This window comes from Halomonas cibimaris, assembly GCF_055379665.1.
Genome location: NZ_AP043828.1, coordinates 2,276,453 through 2,295,913, shown reverse-complemented (window position 1 = coordinate 2,295,913; position 19,461 = coordinate 2,276,453). Strand labels below are relative to the sequence as shown.

The window sequence follows — 19,461 nt, the reverse complement described above, 5'->3', positions numbered from 1 at the left end:
GGCGGTATTGTGGCTGATCGCAGGTCGCCGGTAGGCGCCCGCGGCGGTTTCACCCGCGATAATGGCCCGGTGCAACAAACGGCATTTTGCTGACGGTCATGGCACGCTTTTTGCCGCGTACCAGCGCAAACACCCGGGTATCCGGCGTTTCAAAGTCGCGTTTGACGTAGCCCATGGCCACCGGCTTGCCCACGCTGGGACCAAAGCCGCCGGATGTCACAACGCCAATTTCCTTGTCCGCTTCGTTGACCAGCACTGTGCCTTCGCGCACCGGCGCCTTGCCCTCGGCAATCAGCCCTACGCGCTTGCGATCATGGTCTTTGGCCTCCACCTGATGCAAAATCACATCCGCCCCCGGAAAGCCCCCCGGGCGCTCGCCGTCGTGGCGCCGCGGCTTGCTTACCGCCCAGATCAGTCCGGCCTCTACCGGCGTGGTTTCCGCGGTCATGTCGTGGCCGTAGAGGCACAGGCCGGCTTCCAGGCGCAATGAATCCCGCGCGCCCAGGCCAATGGCCTCAACTTCCGGCTCCGCCAGCAGGCGCCGAGCCATCGCTTCGGTGGCCTCTGCGCGCATGGAAAGCTCAAAGCCGTCTTCGCCGGTGTAGCCGCAGCGGCTGATCCATACGTCTTCGCCGTCGATATCAAAACGTGCGTGCTGCATGAACACCAGCTCACAGGCCGCCGGGCACAGCCGCGCCATAACGGCACTGGCATCGGGCCCCTGCAGCGCCAGCAGGCCGCGATCAAGGTTTTCAATCCGGTGGGTTTCGCCCAGGTTCGCGCGCAGGTGCGCAAGGTCTTGCTCCTTGCACGCCGCATTCACCACCAGATAAAAGTGGTCGTGGGCATTGACCACCATCAGATCGTCAAGAATACCGCCTTTTGTACCGGTAAAAATCGCGTAGCGCTGGGCGCCGGGCTTGAGATCCACCAGGTTGGCCGGCATCAGCGTTTCCAGCGCCTCGGCGACGCTGTCTCCGGCAATATTGATCTGGCCCATATGCGAGACGTCAAACAAACCGCAGCGGGCGCGGGTGTGCTCGTGCTCCTTCTTTACGCCCAGCGGGTACTGCACCGGCATTTCATAGCCGGCAAAAGGCACCATCTTGGCACCCAGCTCGCAGTGCAGGTCATAAAGCGGTGTGTGCTTTGGTTGGGTCATGCAACGCTCCTCGTCTGCCACGTTGTCAGCTGATACATAAAAAGCCGGGAAGCCACCCTCGGGCGCCTTCCCGGCTTTCAGGGAACGCACAGCATACCATCGCCGTGCGCTATGATTGATACAAACGGTTGCTATAAACGGTTGCTATAAACGGTTGCTACAAACGGCGGATATAAAGCGCCGCTATGAACGGTCGTGATCCAGCTCTTCTCCCGGACGAATCTCCTCGCCGTTAAAGTAGGCCTTTGCCAGCTTGAACACCACCGGCGACAAAAGCGCCAGCGCGATCAGGTTCGGAATCGCCATCATGGCGTTGAAGGTATCCGCCATCAGCCAGATAAAGCCCAGGTTGGCCACTGCACCCAGCGGAATCGCCAGCACAAACACCACCCGATAAAGCGGAATCGAGCGCGCACCGAACAGAAACTGGCAGCACTTCTCACCGTAGAACGCCCAGCCCAGAATCGTGGTAAAGGCAAACACAGCCAGCACGATGGAAACGATTTCGTTGCCCATGCCGGGCAGTGCCGCATCAAACGACATAGCAGTCAGTGAGGCGCCGGCTTCACCGGTTTCCCATACCGTGGCGGTCAGGATGACCAGTGCGGTGATGGTGCACACCACAACGGTATCGATGAAGGTGCCCAGCATCGCAATCAGGCCCTGGCGCACGGGGTTTTTGGTTTTCGCCGCCGCGTGTGCGATGGGCGCGCTACCCAGCCCCGCCTCGTTGGAGAACACGCCGCGCGCCACGCCGAAACGAATCGCCATCATCACCGCCGCGCCGGCAAAACCGCCGACCGCCGCGTGCGGGTTGAAGGCATAGTAGAAAATCATGCCAAGGGTTCCCAGCAGCTGATCGGCGTTAATCACCAGCACCACGATACCGCCGATAATGTAGGCAATGCCCATAATCGGCACCAGCTTGCCCGCCACCTTGGCGATCCGCTTGATACCGCCGAGAATCACCGCCCCGGACAGCACCATGATCACCAGGCCAGTCAGCCAGGCGGGTATGCCGAACGTGGAGTTCATGGCGTCGGCCACGGAGTTGGACTGCACGGTATTGCCGATGCCAAACGCCGCCACGGCGCCAAAGAAGGCGAAGGCGCCGCCCAGCCACAGCCACTTGCTGCCCAGACCGTTTTTGATATAAAACATCGGCCCGCCGACGTGGTAGCCGGTGCTGTCGGTTTCACGAAAGCGCACGGCCAGCACGGCCTCGGCAAACTTGGTGGCCATGCCCACCAGTGCCGTAATCCACATCCAGAACACCGCGCCGGGGCCACCCAGCGCGATCGCCGTGGCAACCCCGGCGATGTTGCCGGTGCCGATGGTGGCCGAAAGCGACGTCATCAGCGCGTTAAACGGTGAAATCTCACCGTCGTCGTCGGTTTTTTTCCGTCCACCGGGCGTGGCTTTATCGTCACGGCCCTGCCACAACAGTTTAAAGCCGGTACCCAGCTTGCGAATCGGCATGACCTTCAGCCCGGCCTGCAGATAAAGCCCGACCCCCAGCAGCAAAATAAGCATCAAAGGGCCCCATACGACCCCGTTTATCGCCTGGAACAGGCTGGTCAACGTTTCCATTTTATTCTCCTTGGTGCCCTTTAGCCCAGGCGCTTCGCGGCGCGCTGACGGCATTGGAATTGTAGGCGGGCATTGGCGTTGAAAGACGGGCGGCAAGCGCCACCGGCGCGCGTTTATTCTGGTTGTCTGAGCACGCGTTGTCACGCGCTGATTCCAACGTCTAACAAACTGAATACGCAGAACATTCGACTTACGTAGTATTTTCCGGCAGCCGTCGCAAAAAGAGCAGCAAAAACGCCTATTCGCGCCCGCCTTGGCGCCCGGTGCAAAGACCCGGCGGGTAATTTGTTTCCACCGGCAAACGCGGTACTATGAGCGCCATTATCGCCAGCGTTCAGTGACGACGCTTCACGAGCAACCACAGGAAAAAACATGAGCCAGGTTCCCGCTACTCTCCACTACGCCGAAAGCCATGAATGGGTGCTGGATAACGGCGACGGCACCGTTACCGTCGGCATTTCCGACCATGCGCAACAAGCCCTGGGCGACGTTGTCTTTGTCGAGCTGCCGGAAGTCGGCCAGACGCTTGCCAAAGGCGACGAGTTCGGCGTAATCGAATCGGTCAAGGCCGCTTCCGACCTGTACGCCCCGGTCAGCGGCGAGGTCATTGCGGTCAACGACGACTTGGAAGACGCCCCGGAAAGCGTCAACGAAGCGCCTTATGAAGGCGGCTGGATCATGAAGATCCGCATCGACGGCGCGATTGAAGGCCTGATGGACGCCAACGCTTACCAGGCCAGCATCGACGCCGAAGCCTAACCTTCACGCGGCGTGCCTGCTGATGCGGGCACGCCTTTCCTGCCGTCCGGCTTTTTTTCGTCTGGAACGACCCTCTGGAATTCCCCATGTCCGAGTTTTCTGCACTGCGGCCTGATTCGCAGCACTCCCAAGCGGCGCCGCGCCTGGCGGAACTGGCCGATCACGACGCCTTTATACAGCGCCATAACGGGCCCGACCCCCAAGATACAAACGCGATGCTCGACGCGCTGGGCATGCCCGATATGGCCACGCTCATCCACCGTACAGTGCCCGACGATATTCGCCTGGGCCGCGAGCTTGATCTGCAAGCCCCGCACAGCGAAGTCGAAGCGCTCAACGAGCTCGCTCGGCTGGCCGGGCAAAATCGCGTTGCCAAAAGCTTTATCGGCCAGGGCTACTACGACACCCATATGCCCGCGGTCATCCAGCGCAACGTGCTGGAAAACCCGGGCTGGTACACCGCCTACACGCCCTACCAGCCGGAGATTTCCCAGGGCCGGCTGGAAGGCCTGCTGAACTTCCAGCAAACGGTGATGGATCTGACCGGCATGGCGCTTGCCAACGCCTCCCTGCTGGACGAAGCCACCGCCGCAGCCGAGGCCATGGCGCTTTGCAAGCGTGCCAACAAGAAAAACAAATCCGACGCCTTTTTCGTCGCCGATGACGTTTTTCCCCAGACCCTTGACGTGCTCAAGACCCGGGCCGAATACTTCGGCTTTACGCTGATCGTTGCCCCCGCCGATACCGTCGCCGAGCACGACGCATTCGGCGCGCTGCTGCAGTATCCGGGCAACGGCGGCGAAGTGCGCGATATTGCCCCGCTGCTGGCCGCCGCCGCCGAGCGCGGCACCATGACCTGTGTCGCCGCCGACCTGTTAAGCCTTGTGCTGCTCAAAGAGCCCGGCGCCATGGGGGCCGATATCGTATTCGGCAGCGCCCAGCGCTTTGGCGTACCCATGGGCTTTGGCGGCCCTCACGCGGCGTTTTTTGCCACCACCGACAAGCTCAAGCGCTCCATTCCCGGGCGCATTATCGGCGTTTCCAAGGACAGCCGCGGCGGCACCGCGCTGCGCATGGCCATGCAGACCCGGGAACAGCACATCCGCCGGGAGAAGGCCACCTCCAACATCTGCACCGCCCAGGCCTTGCTTGCCAACATCGCCGGCTTCTACGCCGTTTACCATGGCGCCGAGGGGCTCACCAGGATCGCCCGGCGCGTGCACAGGCTGACCGCCATTCTCGCCCGCGGGCTTGAGCAGTCCGGCGTCACACTGGCCCACTCAAGCTTTTTCGACACCCTGCGCCTGACCGGGGTAGACACCGACCGCCTTCACGCCCGCGCCACGCAGGCCGGCGTTAACCTGCGCTACGGCTTTGACAACGGCAAAAGCGACGTCGGCATCAGCCTGGATGAAACCACCGCTGCCCGGGACGTTGCTCTGCTGTGGGACGTCATCCTGGGTGACGACCACGGCCTCTCGGTCAACGCCCTGGACGAAACGATGGCCGCGGAAGACGCCGCGGGCAACGCTGCAATCCCCGCTGCCTGCCGGCGCGAAAGTGACTTTCTCACCCACCCGACCTTTCGCCGCTACCGCAGTGAAACCGAGATGCTGCGCTATTTGAAGCGGCTGGAAAACAAGGATCTCTCGCTGACCCACGCGATGATCCCGCTGGGCTCGTGCACCATGAAGCTCAACGCCACCAGCGAAATGCTGCCCATCTCCTGGCCCGGCTTTGCCCAGCTGCATCCTTTCGCCCCGCGCGACCAGGTTACCGGCTATCGGCAGATGATCGACGAGCTGGCGGGATTTCTGGAGGAAATTACCGGCTACGACCATGTCTCCATGCAGCCCAATTCCGGCGCCCAGGGCGAATACGCCGGCCTGCTGGCCATTCGCCGCTATCAGGCCGCGCAGGGCCAGGCGCATCGTGACGTCTGCCTGATCCCCAGCTCCGCCCACGGCACCAACCCCGCCTCGGCGGCCATGGTCGGCATGCAGGTGGTGGTCACCGAGTGCGACGCCGAGGGTAACGTTGATCTCGCCGATCTTACCGCCAAGGCCGAACAGCACAGCGACCGGCTCTCAGCGGTCATGCTGACCTATCCGTCTACCCACGGCGTCTTTGAAACCCACGTCCGCGCAGTATGTGACGTTGTGCACCGCAACGGGGGGCAGGTCTACGTCGACGGCGCCAACATGAACGCCCAGGTGGGCCTTTCGCGCCCCGGCGACTTCGGCGGCGACGTCTCGCACCTGAACCTGCACAAGACGTTCTGCATTCCCCACGGCGGCGGCGGTCCGGGCATGGGGCCCATCGGCGTCAAGGCGCATCTCGCACCCTTCGTTGCCAACCACAGCGTCACCCCCATCGACGGCGTGGACCCGGCAAGCACCGCTGTGGCCGCCGCGGCGTTCGGCAGCGCTTCGATTCTGCCGATCTCCTGGGCCTATATTAAAATGATGGGCGCGCGCGGACTGCGTGAAGCCACCGAGCTTGCCATTCTCAACGCCAACTATGTCGCCAAGCGGCTGGAAGAGCACTTCCCGATTCTGTATCGCGGTGAGAACGGCACCGTCGCCCACGAATGCATCATTGATGTGCGCCCGCTGAAAAGCGCTTCCGGCATCAGCGAGGAAGACATCGCCAAGCGCCTGATGGACTACGGCTTTCACGCGCCGACCATGTCGTTTCCGGTACCCGGCACGCTGATGATCGAGCCTACCGAGTCCGAATCGCGCTATGAGCTTGATCGCTTCTGCGAGGCGATGATCGCCATCCGCGAAGAAATCGCCCGCGTAGAGCGCGGTGAATGGCCTGTGGACAACAATCCGCTGGTCAACGCCCCGCACACCATGGCGGATCTTGCCGATGCCGACTGGGCTCATCCTTATTCCCGGGCGCTGGGCGCCTTCCCCACCGAGGCGGTAAAAGCGGCCAAATACTGGCCTACGGTCAACCGCGTGGACAACGTGCTGGGCGATCGCCAGCTGATCTGCTCTTGCCCCAGCATTGACGAATACCGCGACTGATATACCGCGACTGATATACCGCGACTGATATACCGCGACTAATCGCGCTTGTAGCGCACCGAAACGCCCCGTCGGCCGCAGCCGACGGGGCGTTTTTTATTGCGTCTCACGCTCTGCGCCACCGCTACCCCCGCCTTTGTTCTCTGAAGCCTTCCAGCAGCTTGGTATAGCGCCGAGGCAGCGCCGCATCGCGACGATGTACAAGATACAAAAGCTCATCGACCGAGTGCTCAAGGCTCAGCTCCTTGACCTGGCGCTGCCAGGGCGAGGTTTCCAGCACCAGCCGTGAAACAACGGTAAATCCCAGTCCCCGGGCCACTGCGTCCAGCACCATGCTCACTTCGTTGGTAAAGCCTTGATGGCGAAAGTGCGTCATCGAGCGAAACACGCCGGGATAGTTGTCGCGCAGCAGCGCCGTTGCCTGATTGATGCCGTCGTAATAGTTGATAAAACCGATGCCCATCAAATCCGAAAGCGTGCTGCCGGCGAAATCTGCCGGCACCACCAGGCACAGCGGTTCGCGGTGCCACAGCGCGCAGTCAAGCTCCGGGCTTTTGACCACTTCGGTGACAATACCCACGTCATAGCGGCCGCTGATCAGGTCGCTGACAATCTCGTGGTTGAAGGCAAAGCTATAGCTTACCGTGAGGTTGGGGTGCATCTGCTGCTGGCCGAGAACATACGGATAGAGCATAAGACCGACGCTGCCGGGCGAGGCAATGCGGCACTCGCCGCTGTCCAGCGAGTCGTCGTCCAGGCCGTGGCGAAACTGCTCGTGCTCGGCAAACAGCTTGAGCGCATAGTCGTAGGTGCGTCGCCCCTGCTCGGTGAGAATAAAGCGCCGGCCGTGGCGTTCCAGCAGCGGTTTTTCAAGATAGGCTTCCAGCTTGCGGATATGCTGGCTGACGCCTGGCTGGGTCATTTCCAACCGCTGCGCTGTTCGCGTGAAGCTCCCCGTTTCCACCAGCATGATAAAAGTACGGAAATAGTGCGCGTTAAACATGATCGTCCGGCTTTTTTGCCCAAATGAACGCCATTTTAACATAGCTCCCGGCGCGCCGGCCCCGTGGCACGCTGTACCGCCCCGGGCGGCATGCTAGTATGAGCGGCCACATTCACGTCAGCACGGACAGCCTCACGATGCGCCACCCCTCCCGCCAACGCCCGACGATTTCCACCGTCATTTCCCCGGAAGGCAGCCTTGAAGTGCTGTCCCAGCACGAAGTCAACCGGCTCAAGCGCACCTCAAAAACCGGGCTGCACGATCTGCTGCGCCGCTGCGCGCTGGCCGTGCTCAACAGCGGCATGCCGACCGACGATAGCCTTGCCCTGCTTGAGGCGTACCAGGACTTTGACATCCAAGTGCTGCAGCAGGATCGCGGTATTCGCTTAAAACTTACCCACGCACCGGCCGAAGCTTTCGTCGACGGCTGCATGATCCGCGGCATTCGTGAACACCTCTCTGCGGTAATCCGCGATATCGTCTACGTTTATAACGAAATCCAGCAGCACAACCGCTTTGATCTCTCCACTGCCGAAGGGACCACCAACGCGGTGTTTCACATTCTGCGCAAGGCCGGCGCCTTCAAGCCCAATCGCGATCCCAGCCTGGTGGTGTGCTGGGGCGGGCATTCCATTTCCCGGGAAGAGTACGACTACACCAAAGACGTTGGCTATCAGCTGGGCCTGCGCGATCTGGACATCTGCACCGGCTGCGGCCCCGGCGCCATGAAAGGCCCGATGAAAGGGGCCAACCTCGCCCACGCCAAGCAGCGCCGCGGCGACAGCCGCTATCTGGGCATCTCCGAGCCCGGCATTATCGCCGCCGAGGCGCCCAACCCCATCGTGAACGAGCTGGTGGTCATGCCGGATATTGAAAAGCGCCTGGAAGCCTTTGTGCGCCTGGGCCACGGCATTATCGTGTTTCCCGGCGGGGTCGGTACGGCGGAAGAAATTCTCTACCTGCTGGGTATTTTGCTCCACCCGGACAACGCGGATATGCCCTATCCGCTGATTTTCACCGGTCCGGCAAGCGCGGCGGACTACTTCAACACTATCGATACGTTTTTGGTGTATACCCTGGGCGAGAACGTGCGCCGCTATTACCGCATTATCACCGGCGATCCGGCCGATGTCGCCCGCCAGATGCGCCAGGGCATCGACGATATCACCGAGTTTCGCCGCACCCATCAGGACGCTTTCTATTACAACTGGCGGCTGACCGTGGCGCGCAACTTTCAAGCCCCGTTCGAGCCAAGCCACGCCGCCATGAAAAATCTCGCGCTGCATCGCCAGCAGCCCACCCATGAGCTTGCCGCCAACCTGCGCCAGGCGTTTTCCGGCATCGTCGCGGGCAACGTCAAGGAAGACGGCATCCACGCCATTGCCGCCCACGGCCCCTTTGAGCTCTCCGCCGAGCCGGAGCTGATGGAAAAGCTCGACGCCCTGCTTACCTCTTTTGTCGCCCAGGGCCGCATGAAGCTCGACGGCCAGCCCTACACGCCCTGCTACGTGCTGAAGTAGCCACGCAGAAAAGGCCGCTGCCCGGCATAGCGCTATTGCCGTTTCGGCGTATCCTTGATGCGATAGCGCTCAAGGTCGTCGGGCATCACCGCGCTATGCGAAAAGGCAATCTCCAGCTTGTGCAGGCGTAGCGAAGCCGGCGCATACTTGGCTTCAATACGGTTGCCGTGCTCGTCGAGCCCTTTCGCTTCGTAGCAACCGTCATCCACGCTGATGCGGCGCACTTCCCAGCCGTTGGCTGCCAGTGCCTGGCGTAGCGTATCGCGCGGCTGCCAGTCTGCTACCGGGTCGTGGCAGTCATCGTCTGCATAGCTACTCGCCGCGGTAAACGTCGCCGCCAGGGCAGCGGCCATCATCAAAGGTTTTTTCATGGTGATCTTCCAAGGAGTAAATGAACCGTTACAGCACGATCTTGACGCTTTATTCTGACCGCCAGCTTAAGACACCCGAGGACATGCCGGCAGCGATCATTCGCTGTAGCGCCGACGACCATAGCACATCGCCGCGGCCTTCAGCTTGCCGTCAGAATGCCCTGCTAGCCTGTGATGCGCGGCCCGAACCGGGTCGCGCTTGTGATAACGCTCAGGGAGATGACAACGATGCGCCTGCTGCTGGTAGAAGATGCCGCGCTGCTCGGTGAGGCCGTGCGCGATCAGATCAGCGAAGACGGCCACGCGGTAGACTGGGTGCACTGCCTGGATCATGCCGCGGCCAGCCTTGCCACCACGGTATACGACCTCATCCTGCTGGACCTGATGCTACCCGATGGCCAAGGGCTTGATTTGCTCAAACGCCGGCGCCAGGGCGGTGACACCACGCCGGTAATCATTCTAACAGCGCGGGATCAGCTATCCGATCGCATCGACGGGTTGAATGCCGGGGCCGATGACTACCTGGTCAAGCCGTTTGACCTGTCGGAACTGTCAGCCCGGGTAGCCGCCGTCGCGCGACGCTATACCGGCAACCCCAACCCGCTGATTCATCTGGGCGCGCTGGAGATCGATCTGGCCAATCACACGCTGATGCGTGCCGGCCAGCCCGTGGCGTTAACGGCGCGGGAGTGGGCACTGCTGGAAGCCCTGTTGCAGCGCCCGCACGCCCTGCTGTCGCGCTCGCAGCTGGAAGACCGGCTGTATGCCTTCGGGGCCGAAATAGAAAGCAACGCCATCGAAGTGCATATAAGCCGCCTACGCAAAAAGCTCGGGCACAGCGTCATTGATACCGTGCGCGGTATGGGCTATCGGCTGGGGCAGGCATGAAGCGCGCGCCCAGCCTACAGCGCCGCCTCAGCCTGGGGCTGACCCTCGGCGTTTCACTGCTCTGGCTGGCGGCCACCGCAGCGACCACGCTCATCGTCGGCCATGCCCTTGACAAGACGCTGGACAGCGCTTTGAAAGAAACCGCGCAGCGCATGCTTTCTCTGGCAGTTGTCGAAATCATCAACCGCGACGAAGCGGACCTGCTACAGCAGGTGGCCTCGTTCAGCGCCCACGAGGAATACATTACCTACCTGGTGCGCGGCGTAGACGGCAAGCCGCTGCTGGTTTCCCACGACATCGACCTTTCCGTTTTTCCCGACACGCCCCAAACCGGGCTGCGCAGCACCGCCACCCATCGGGTGTACGGAATTTCCGCGGTGAGCGATACGTTTTTTATCGAAGTCGCCGAGCCGCTGTCTTCACGGCGTCAAGCGAAGTGGCAAACCACCGGCCTGCTGCTTTTGCCGCTGGCCGGGCTGATTCCGCTGATTCTGATCGGCACCTGGTGGCTGGTACGCCATACGTTGCAAGGCGTTCGAGCGTACCGCGATACGCTGGAATCGCGCGGCGCAGGCGATCTTTCCCGGGTGGCAGGCCAGGACCTACCGGCCGAACTCCTGCCGGTTGCCAGCGCTGTGGACCACCTTCTGGAACGTTTGCGCTGCACCCTGGAAGCCGAACGCAGCTTTACCGCCAACAGCGCCCATGAGCTGCGCACCCCGCTGGCCTCAAGCCTGGCCCAGCTACAGCGCCTGCGTCGCGAAGTGCCCGACGGGCCGGTACAGCAGCGGGCAAAGCATATCGAGGCGTCCTTGCAGGACCTGTCCCGGCTTTCGCAGAAACTCATGCAGCTGGCCCGGGCCGAAAGCGGCAGTTTTCTTACCCAGACACCGCAAGATGTCGTGCCACTCATCGCCCATCTCGTGGACGATTTTCAGCGCACCTCTGCCTCTCCCATTGTGCTTTCGCTGCCCGACAATGGGCCGGTCACCGCATCCATCGAACCGGATGCCCTGGCCATTGTGCTGCGCAACCTGATGGAAAACGCCGTCAAACACGGGCACCCCGGCTCCCCTGTCAACGTTTCACTGACCGACGCCGGTACGCTGCGCGTAGTCAATACCGGGCCTGTGGTACCCAACGCTCGGCTTTCACGGCTGACAGAGCGCTTTCAGCGCGGCGAAACGCGCACCCGCGGCTCCGGGCTGGGGCTTGCCATCGCCCAGGCCATTGCCGATGGCGCAGGCGCCCGGCTTACGCTGATATCACCGGCATCCGGCCGGTCTGACGGCTTTGAAGCACGCCTGCAGCTGATTGTCGTAACTGCTCCGCCGTTAAGCCTGTCGTAAGGCCGGAATGTTGCGATGGCACCGTGCCGATACGGCATACGCCACCGTCAGGCAAAAAAAGGAGCGCACCGTGCACATACATGCCAGGCCAACCCGTCTGCTACTGACGCCATCAGAGCCACGAAAGCGTCGTGAAGGAGCCGTGCAATGACGACAAATCGACAAGCAAGCCCCCAGGGCCAGCGTGACCGGGTGAGGGTCTGGGATCCCGCAGTGCGCCTGTTTCATTGGGGGCTGGTAGCCGCGTTCGCCGTTGCCTATGTCACCGTGGACAGCAGCCGCAGTGTGCATCAATGGGCCGGCTACACCGCCCTGGGGCTGATCGCGTTTCGCTTGATCTGGGGCGTTATCGGCACGCGTCATGCACGCTTTAGCGATTTCGTGCCAGGCCCCCGGCGGCTGCTTGACTATATGCGCCGCGCCGTAAAGGGCCGGGAGCCGCGCTACCTGGGCCATAACCCGGCAGCGGCAATCATGATCCTTTTTCTGCTTGCGGCCACCGGTGCCATCGGCATCAGCGGCTGGCTGCTGACCACCGACTGGGGATGGGGCAGCAGGACAATTGAGCAAATACATGAAACATCGGTGAACGTCACGCTTGTGGCCATCGGCCTGCACGTAGCCGCCGCGATCTATGAAAGCCTTCATCATCGCGAAAACCTGATTCGCTCCATGATAACCGGCCACAAACGACGGTGACGCTATACATTGCTATCGGCAAAACAGCGCGCTGCCGGCGCTCGGCACCGTTGGAGGCATCACAGCGGCCGGCACGCCGGTCAGAATGCCAAATAATTTCAATGAAAATATAATATGATAGGATATATCCTAATCCATCGCCACGAGACCCCCAACTGCCATGCAAGACGCCACTCAAATTGAGCTATCCCGCCTGCGCGAGCAAGCCGGTGAGGCCCGCAAGCTGCTCAAGACACTGGCCAATATCGATCGTTTGATGCTGCTGTGCCAGCTCTCCCAAGGCGAAATGAACGTAGGCGAGCTGGAGCGCGAACTGGGCATCGAGCAGCCCACACTTTCCCAGCAGCTTGCCGTGCTGCGGCATGAAGCGCTGGTCGCCACCCGCCGGGCGGGCAAGCAGATTTACTACCGCATCGCCGACGACAAGGCCATGGCGGTCATTGCAACGCTGTATGAGCAGTTCTGTGCTGACACGGATGCCTCTTCCAACGTGCAAACATAGGTTTTCTCCCATGCCCGATAACAACGCTTCGACACCCGTCGTAACGGCGTTTTTTGACACGCCCACCCGTACCTTCAGCTACGTTGTGCAGGACCCGGCGGGCAGCAGCTGCGCCATCATCGACTCGGTGCTCGACTTCGACTACGCCGCCGGACGCACTGACGTACGCTCGGCCGATGCGATCATCGACTTCGTTCATCGCAAGGCGCTACGCGTGGAATGGATACTCGAAACCCACGTCCACGCCGATCACCTCTCTGCGGCCCCCTACCTCCACGAGCAGCTCGGCGGGCGCACCGGCATCGGCGCCAACATCACCGTGGTGCAGGAGGTATTTGGCAAGGCGTTCAACGCCGGCACCGAATTTGCCCGGGACGGCAGCCAGTTCGACCGTCTGTTTCAAGAGGACGACACTTTTGCCATCGGCGGATTAACCGGCCGCGTGCTGCACACCCCCGGCCATACGCCGGCGTGCTTGACCTACGTAATCGGCGATGCTGCTTTCGTCGGCGACACGCTGTTCATGCCCGACTACGGCACCGCCCGCTGTGACTTTCCCGGCGGCGATGCCGGCGCCCTTTATCGTTCCATCCAAAAGGTGCTGGCACTGCCGGACGACACCCGACTATTTCTGTGTCACGACTACAAGGCTCCCGGCCGCGATACCTATCAGCACCGGACCAGCGTCGCCGAGCAGCGCGCCCATAACGTCCACGTGCACGAAGGCGTCAGCGAAGCCGAGTTCGTGAAGATGCGCACCGAGCGCGATGCAACGCTAGGCATGCCCCGGCTGCTTCTGCCCTCGGTGCAGGTGAACATGCGCGCCGGCGAGCTACCGCCGGCGGAAGACAATGGCCAGGTGTACTTAAAGGTGCCGGTGAATCGCTTTTAAGCCCCGACGGCAATACGCGATAGCCAAGACACAATCGATCGCCGGGCTACGATGCCGATGGCTGGCCCGGCAGGCGCTGCGTCTCTGCGGCGTCACTCACCGTATAATGGCTGATCATCTGTGCCATTTCCCCGGCTTGTTCATCCAGCGAACGGCTCGCAGCCGCCACCTGTTCCACCAGCGCGGCGTTTTGCTGGGTTACCTCCTCCAGCTCGGCGACCGCTTTGTTGATCTGTTCGATACCGGCTGACTGTTCCCCGGTGGCAGCCGAGACGTCACGAATCAGCTCGGCGGCCTGCCGAATCTCGTGGGTAATGCTGTCCAGCGTCGCACTGGTATTGTTGACCAGCGCCTGCCCTTCGCTGATGCGCGCTACGTTATTGGCTACCAGCTGACGGATCTGCTCGGCCTCTTCGGCGCTGCGGCTGGCCAGCTTGCGCACTTCAGCGGCAACCACGGCAAAGCCACGCCCGTGCTCACCGGCGCGCGCCGCTTCAACCGAGGCGTTAAGCGCCAGCAAATTGGTTTGAAAGGCGATGCTGTCGATGGCTTTAACAATGCTGGTGACTTCCTGGTTGGCGGTATGAATCTCTTCCATGGCTTGGCTGGCGCGCTCGGCCACCCGGCTGGCGTCATCGGCTTCGCTGACCATCTTGCCGGTCATGGATTCAACCTGGCGCGTATTATCCGCCGTATGCCGCACGGTTGCCGCAATCTGCTCCATGCTTGAGGCGGTTTCAACCAGCGAGGCAGACTGCTCCTCGGTCCGCTGTGCCAGGTTTTGATTGCCCTTGGCAATTTCACCGCTGGCCTGCTCTACCGACTGAGCGCTGCGCTGCACGCGGCCTACCAGCGCTTCGGTTTCGGCGGAGGCCGAGTTAAAGGCCGCGTACAGCTGCGATAGCTCGTCACTGCCCGGCACGGCAACGCGGCGAGTCAGATCACCGCCTCGCTGGTTGATGTCCTGCAACGCCGAATGCAGCGCCCGCACAATGCTTTGCACAATGAACGTCATGGTCAAAACGGCAAAGGACGCGGCCGCTACGGCCACCACCAGATAGCCGATCAGATCCTGGCGCGCCTTTTCTTTCAGCCGGTTGGCCTTCGCCATCACGCTGCTTGCCAAGCGATCTTCCAACACCTTGAGCCTGTCAATCTTGCTTGTTTGCTGATCAAACCAGCGCACAGGATCAATGCCGTAGCCGCCGGCAACGCCCTGCGTCAGCGCTACCTCGCGCAGCTGCGTTGCTTTTTTGACCTCTTCACCGCTGAGAAAGTCGTCCAGACGCTGGCGAGCGCTGCTGTCGGCCACCACACGAAAGCTCTCCCAGTACGCGGTTTCCTGCCCCTGCATGGCCAGCAGGCGCTGGTATACGGATGGGCGCATTTGATCGGCGCTAAAGACATTGGCCAGCAAGGCGCGCTCAACACCGGCCAGCTCCTTGGCCTTGAGCAGCAGGACATAGGCCCCGAGCTGGCGCGCAATATCGGCATTCATGCTCATGTGCGTCAGCCGGCTCACCAGCGTCAGCAAGGTGCCGTTGGTACGGGTATAGCGATCTACCGCGTCTGCAACGTCGATATTCTGGTTCTGGACGTTGGTACGCAGATCGTCCAGCGCCGACAGCTGCTGTTCGATGGTGCGCATCCTGCGGACAAGCGCGTCGTCCAGCGCTGCCGAACGCATCGCGTTTTGCTCTTCAAGGTAGGCCGATAAAGCGCGGTCGCTGGCGGTATACTGATCGCGCAGCCGGCTGGCTGCGGCGTCATCGCCCCGGCCCATAAACGCCGCGGACCTGCCTCGCTCGCGCTGCAGCTGATGGACCAGATTCCCTGCATGTCGGGCAAGCACCGCCATCGATTGCAGCGAATCCAGATTGGTTACCAGGCGCTGGCGCTCCACAATGCCGCTGCCGGCAAACCAGGCAAGCGCCAGCAAGGGCAGCAGCAAAGTCAGCAGGAATTTCCTGCCCATGGAAATACGGTGCAGCAGATGCATCATGGAAAATATCTCCCGGCGTAGCGTTAGACGTAAGCACTATGTGAAAAAGGATCGATGCATACTATCGGCGGGAGAGGCGGGGGTTGAAATCGTTTTTTGCGACACATAAGAAATGTTTGATTTGCATCAAACAAAACGGCCGCGCGACGCTTGTTGGTTAGCAAAAGCGTCGCGCGGCCGTATCGTTTCGTGCAGGCGGTTCTGGCGCTGTTTATCAGCCCTCGCCGTCGAACTCCGGCGTTTGCTGGCTGTAGTACGCGGCGATATCCGCAATATCCTCGTCCGACAGGGCCGCCGCCTGAGGCGACATCATGGCGGACATGCCGCCTTTGCGGTCGCCGGCACGGTACGCTTTCAGCGCGCTTTCCAGATACGTCGCCGACTGGCCGGCCAGGTTCGGATAGATATCCGCAGACGCTATGCCGTTCATGCCGTGGCAAGCGGCACAGGCGCTGATTTTCCCCTTGCCGGCTTCGGCATCGCCGTCTGCCAGCGCAACGCTGGAAAAAGTCAGCGTGCTTGCCATCATGGCAACCGCTAGCGCTGTCTGCTGAACGTATTTCATATCATGCCTCTCTTGAGCAATAGCTGTTAGGTGCCCTGCTGAGCAAAGCGCTGTATCACAACATCGTCGTCGGGTGTTTCTGTCGCGCCTATTAACGTCGCGCCTATTAAACAAAGCTTACCCGGGCACGGCAAGCCGCCGGACGCCATGGTTTCCAGTGAGCTTGACGTATGTCAAACACCGGTAAGAAAAGGCTATATCCCTATACGATATAAGGCCTTTGCGATGGTAGTATAGCCGCATTCGCTATAAAAATACCCTGATTGCAAACGTGGCCATACGCTCGGATAGCCGCCGATACGAGACGGTAGTCCGGCCCCCGGCCGTAACACTAGAGTGAGGAGACAACCATGGGCATGTGGAAGTTGAAGCGTCGCGATTTCCTGAAAGGCCTGGGGGTAACCGGTACCGGAGCTATGCTCAGCGGCAACGTCTGGGCGCTTAACCGACTGGAACCCATCGGGGACACCCTGGCAAGCGAGTATCCCTATCGCAGCTGGGAAGACCTGTACCGCAACGAGTGGACATGGGACAGCGTAGGCCACGCCGCCCACTGCATCAACTGCATGGGCAACTGCGCGTGGAACGTCTACGTCAAAGACGGCATCGTCATTCGCGAAGAGCAGATCGCCAAATACCCCCAGGTCAACCCGAACGTGCCCGACGCCAACCCCCGGGGCTGCCAGAAAGGCGCGATCCACTCCACCGCGATGTACGAGGCCGACCGCCTGCGCCACCCGCTCAAGCGCGCCGGCGAGCGCGGCGAGGGCAAGTGGCAGCGCATCTCCTGGGACCAGGCCACCGAGGAGGTCGCCGACAAGATCATCGACATCTTCGAGAAGTACGGCCCCGGCAAGCTCAAGACCCACCAGGGTTCGGGCAACCAGACCATGGTGCGCCAGTCGGCCCCGAACCGCTTCGCCTCGCTGGTGGGCGGCATCCAGCTCGACGGCTTCACCGTGGTGGGCGACCTGAGCACCGGCGCCCACCTCGCCTACGGCAACCCTCTGGAGAGCTTCACCTCCGACGCCTGGTTCGACGCCGACTACATCCTGCTCGGCATGATCAACCCCAACGCCACCCGGATCCCCGACGCCCACTACATCTGGGAGGCCAAGTACAACGGCGCGCGCATCACCAGCACCGCGCCGGACTACAACCCCAGCGCCATCCATACCGACCTGTGGATGCCCATCAAGCAGGGCTCCGATCCGTTCCTGGCGATGTCCTTCGTCAACGTGATCATCGAGGAGCGCCTCTTCAAGCCCGCCTTCATGAAGGAGCAGACCGACCTGCCGATGCTGGTCCGCCAGGACAACGGCAAGCTGCTGCGCGAGGCGGATCTGGTCGAGGGCGGCTCCGACGAGGTCTTCTACCACTGGGACCTGAATCGCGGCGAGGCGGTGCGCGCCAAGGGCTCGATGGGCGACGACGACAAGACCCTCAGGCTCGGCGACGTCGACCCGGCGCTGGAGGGCGAGTTCGAGGTCGAGGGCATCAACGTCACCACGGTCTTCGAGCAGGTCAAGCAGGAAGCGGCCAAGTACACCCCCGAGAGCACCTTCGAGTACACCAACATCCATCCGGACGTGGTGCGCCAGGAGGCGCGGCACCTGGCCGCCGCCCGCAAGGCGATCGTGATGCTCGGCTACATCACCTCGAGCTACTCCAACTGCCTCTACATCGGCTGGGGCTACGCCCTGGCGCTGGCGCTGACCGGCCACGGCGGCCGCACCGGCGGGCTGGACACCTCCTGGGTGGTGTGGAACCACCCGAAGTGGACCGAGCTTGCCACCTTCGACGGCAAGAAGTCGGCCCGCTACGAGCCGGGCGGCCTCGGCGAGGTGCTGCGCGGCGGCATGATGGACGGCATCCGCCGCCACTTCGACAACGAGAAGCTCAAGGAGCGCACCGGCTTCGACGTCGACGAGATGGAAGCCATGATGCAGGAGTCCATCGACGAGGGCTGGATGCCCTACTACGGCGAGATCAAGGGCATGATCTCGATCGCCGACAACACCTTCCGCCGCAACAAGATCGCCGAGACCTACCGCGAGGAGCACCTGCGCCAGGCCAGCGAGCTCTACGTCAACATCAACGTGCGCATGGACTCCACCGCCGAGTGGGCCGACTACGTGCTGCCGGCGGCCAGCCACTACGAGGCCTGGGACCTGCGCACCCAGGGCTACCACCGCTTCTGCAACGTCTTCACCCAGTCGGTGCCGCCGGTGGGCGAGTGCAAGCCCGACTGGGACATCATGGCGCTGTTGACCAAGAAGATTCAGGAGCGCGCCATCGCCCGGGGCATCGGCCCGATCCAGGACGGCGAGGTCACCCGCGACCTGCACACCATCCACGACGACTTCACCCGCAACGGTGAGCTCAACACCGACCTCGACGTCTTCCGCTACATCGTCGAGAACTCGCCGGAGTTCGGCGGCGTGAGCGTGGAGGAGGCCAGCGAGCGCGGCTTCATCGTGATGAACGAGCAGGCCGGCCTCAACCAGCCGCTGGAGAAGGACCAGCCCTACAACCCCTTCACCGCGCAGACCGATGGCAAGCAGCCCTACGAGACCCTCACCGGGCGCATCACCTTCTACTGCGACCATCCGCGCTTCGTGAAGCTGAAGTCCACGGTGCCCACGGCGCGGCTCTACGCCGGCCCCGAGGCCTCGAAGTACCCGCTGCACTTCTACTCGCCCCACGCGCGCTGGGGGATCCACTCCAACTGGCGCAGCAACAAGTACCTGCTGCGGCTACAGCGCGGCGAGCCCAACATCTACATCAACCCGCAGCTGGCGGCGGAGCGCGGCATCCAGGACGGCGATCGGGTCAAGCTGTTCAACGCCAACGGCGAGTTCTTCGCCCAGGCCAAGTTCTACCCGAGCATTCCGGCCGACTCGATCATGATGGAGCACGGCTGGGAGCCGCATCAGTACATCCATCGCAAGCCGATGAACAACTCCCACGCCACCCTGCTGCAGCCGCTGGAGCTAGTCGGGGGCTGGGGCCACCTGCAGTTCATCTACGCCAAGTGGAACGCCAACCAGGTGATCCACGAGAGCAGCTACGACATCGAGCTTGCCAAAGCCGAAGACATTGCCGAGCCGCGCGCCGTTTAAGA

The 19,461-nt window shown here is 62.0% G+C and carries 15 protein-coding genes; 9 read left to right on the top strand and 6 right to left on the bottom strand.

The window, feature by feature from the left end:
- Window positions 1-49 precede the first annotated feature (49 nt).
- Together gcvT and ACZ415_RS10675 are read right to left on the bottom strand one after the other, a co-directional pair.
- Window positions 50-1,162: a glycine cleavage system aminomethyltransferase GcvT gene (gene gcvT / locus ACZ415_RS10680; RefSeq protein WP_464387727.1), complete on the bottom strand. Its 1,113-nt coding sequence runs from the start codon at window positions 1,160-1,162 to the stop codon at window positions 50-52.
- A 183-nt stretch (window positions 1,163-1,345) separates the two neighbouring features.
- Window positions 1,346-2,752: an alanine/glycine:cation symporter family protein gene (locus ACZ415_RS10675; RefSeq protein WP_344702453.1), complete on the bottom strand. Its 1,407-nt coding sequence runs from the start codon at window positions 2,750-2,752 to the stop codon at window positions 1,346-1,348.
- 372 nt (window positions 2,753-3,124) lie between these two features.
- Between ACZ415_RS10675 and gcvH the strand changes: the two genes are divergently transcribed.
- Window positions 3,125-3,511, top strand: a complete 387-nt coding sequence (gene gcvH / locus ACZ415_RS10670) for a glycine cleavage system protein GcvH (protein ID WP_344702451.1) — start codon at window positions 3,125-3,127, stop codon at window positions 3,509-3,511.
- A gap of 86 nt (window positions 3,512-3,597) precedes the next feature.
- Entirely contained in the window at window positions 3,598-6,546 is a 2,949-nt protein-coding gene (gene gcvP / locus ACZ415_RS10665; RefSeq protein WP_344702449.1) for an aminomethyl-transferring glycine dehydrogenase, read from the top strand.
- A 124-nt stretch (window positions 6,547-6,670) separates the two neighbouring features.
- On the opposite strand, the gene ACZ415_RS10660 is transcribed toward gcvP, so the two are convergent.
- The gene (locus ACZ415_RS10660; RefSeq protein WP_344702447.1) at window positions 6,671-7,549 is read right to left on the bottom strand and encodes a LysR family transcriptional regulator; all 879 of its coding nucleotides are present in this window, start codon (window positions 7,547-7,549) and stop codon (window positions 6,671-6,673) included.
- A gap of 137 nt (window positions 7,550-7,686) precedes the next feature.
- On the opposite strand from ACZ415_RS10660, the gene ppnN reads away from it, so the two are divergent.
- Window positions 7,687-9,069 carry a nucleotide 5'-monophosphate nucleosidase PpnN gene (gene ppnN, locus ACZ415_RS10655; protein WP_344702445.1) on the top strand — a complete coding sequence of 461 codons (1,383 nt, stop codon included), beginning with the start codon at window positions 7,687-7,689 and terminating at the stop codon, window positions 9,067-9,069.
- Between the two features lie 32 nt (window positions 9,070-9,101).
- Here the strand turns inward: ppnN and ACZ415_RS10650 are convergent, their stop codons facing one another.
- Window positions 9,102-9,440 carry a PepSY domain-containing protein gene (locus ACZ415_RS10650; protein WP_344702444.1) on the bottom strand — a complete coding sequence of 113 codons (339 nt, stop codon included), beginning with the start codon at window positions 9,438-9,440 and terminating at the stop codon, window positions 9,102-9,104.
- Between the two features lie 219 nt (window positions 9,441-9,659).
- On the opposite strand from ACZ415_RS10650, the gene ACZ415_RS10645 reads away from it, so the two are divergent.
- The 5 genes from ACZ415_RS10645 to ACZ415_RS10625 all read left to right on the top strand — a co-directional run bounded on the left by ACZ415_RS10645 (window position 9,660) and on the right by ACZ415_RS10625 (window position 13,770).
- A complete protein-coding gene (locus ACZ415_RS10645; protein ID WP_344702442.1) occupies window positions 9,660-10,328 on the top strand; it encodes a response regulator transcription factor in 669 nt (222 codons plus the stop codon).
- Window positions 10,325-11,677, top strand: a complete 1,353-nt coding sequence (locus ACZ415_RS10640) for a sensor histidine kinase (protein WP_344702440.1) — start codon at window positions 10,325-10,327, stop codon at window positions 11,675-11,677. Before ACZ415_RS10645 ends, ACZ415_RS10640 begins: the two co-directional genes overlap by 4 nt.
- A 147-nt stretch (window positions 11,678-11,824) precedes the next feature.
- Complete coding sequence (locus ACZ415_RS10635) at window positions 11,825-12,376, top strand: cytochrome b/b6 domain-containing protein (RefSeq protein ID WP_344702438.1); 552 nt, start codon at window positions 11,825-11,827, stop codon at window positions 12,374-12,376.
- Between the two features lie 160 nt (window positions 12,377-12,536).
- Entirely contained in the window at window positions 12,537-12,878 is a 342-nt protein-coding gene (locus tag ACZ415_RS10630) for an ArsR/SmtB family transcription factor (RefSeq protein WP_344702436.1), read from the top strand.
- Between the two features lie 10 nt (window positions 12,879-12,888).
- The gene (locus ACZ415_RS10625) at window positions 12,889-13,770 is read left to right on the top strand and encodes an MBL fold metallo-hydrolase (RefSeq protein WP_344702434.1); all 882 of its coding nucleotides are present in this window, start codon (window positions 12,889-12,891) and stop codon (window positions 13,768-13,770) included.
- A gap of 46 nt (window positions 13,771-13,816) precedes the next feature.
- On the opposite strand, the gene ACZ415_RS10620 is transcribed toward ACZ415_RS10625, so the two are convergent.
- Together ACZ415_RS10620 and ACZ415_RS10615 are read right to left on the bottom strand one after the other, a co-directional pair.
- On the bottom strand, window positions 13,817-15,772 hold the full coding sequence (locus ACZ415_RS10620; protein ID WP_344702432.1) for a methyl-accepting chemotaxis protein: 1,956 nt from the start codon (window positions 15,770-15,772) through the stop codon (window positions 13,817-13,819).
- 214 nt (window positions 15,773-15,986) lie between these two features.
- A complete protein-coding gene (locus ACZ415_RS10615; protein ID WP_344702430.1) occupies window positions 15,987-16,337 on the bottom strand; it encodes a c-type cytochrome in 351 nt (116 codons plus the stop codon).
- Between the two features lie 350 nt (window positions 16,338-16,687).
- On the opposite strand from ACZ415_RS10615, the gene clrA reads away from it, so the two are divergent.
- Window positions 16,688-19,459 (top strand): chlorate reductase subunit alpha, encoded by a 2,772-nt coding sequence (clrA, locus tag ACZ415_RS10610; RefSeq protein ID WP_425552707.1) that lies wholly within the window; start codon window positions 16,688-16,690, stop codon window positions 19,457-19,459.
- Window positions 19,460-19,461 lie beyond the last annotated feature (2 nt).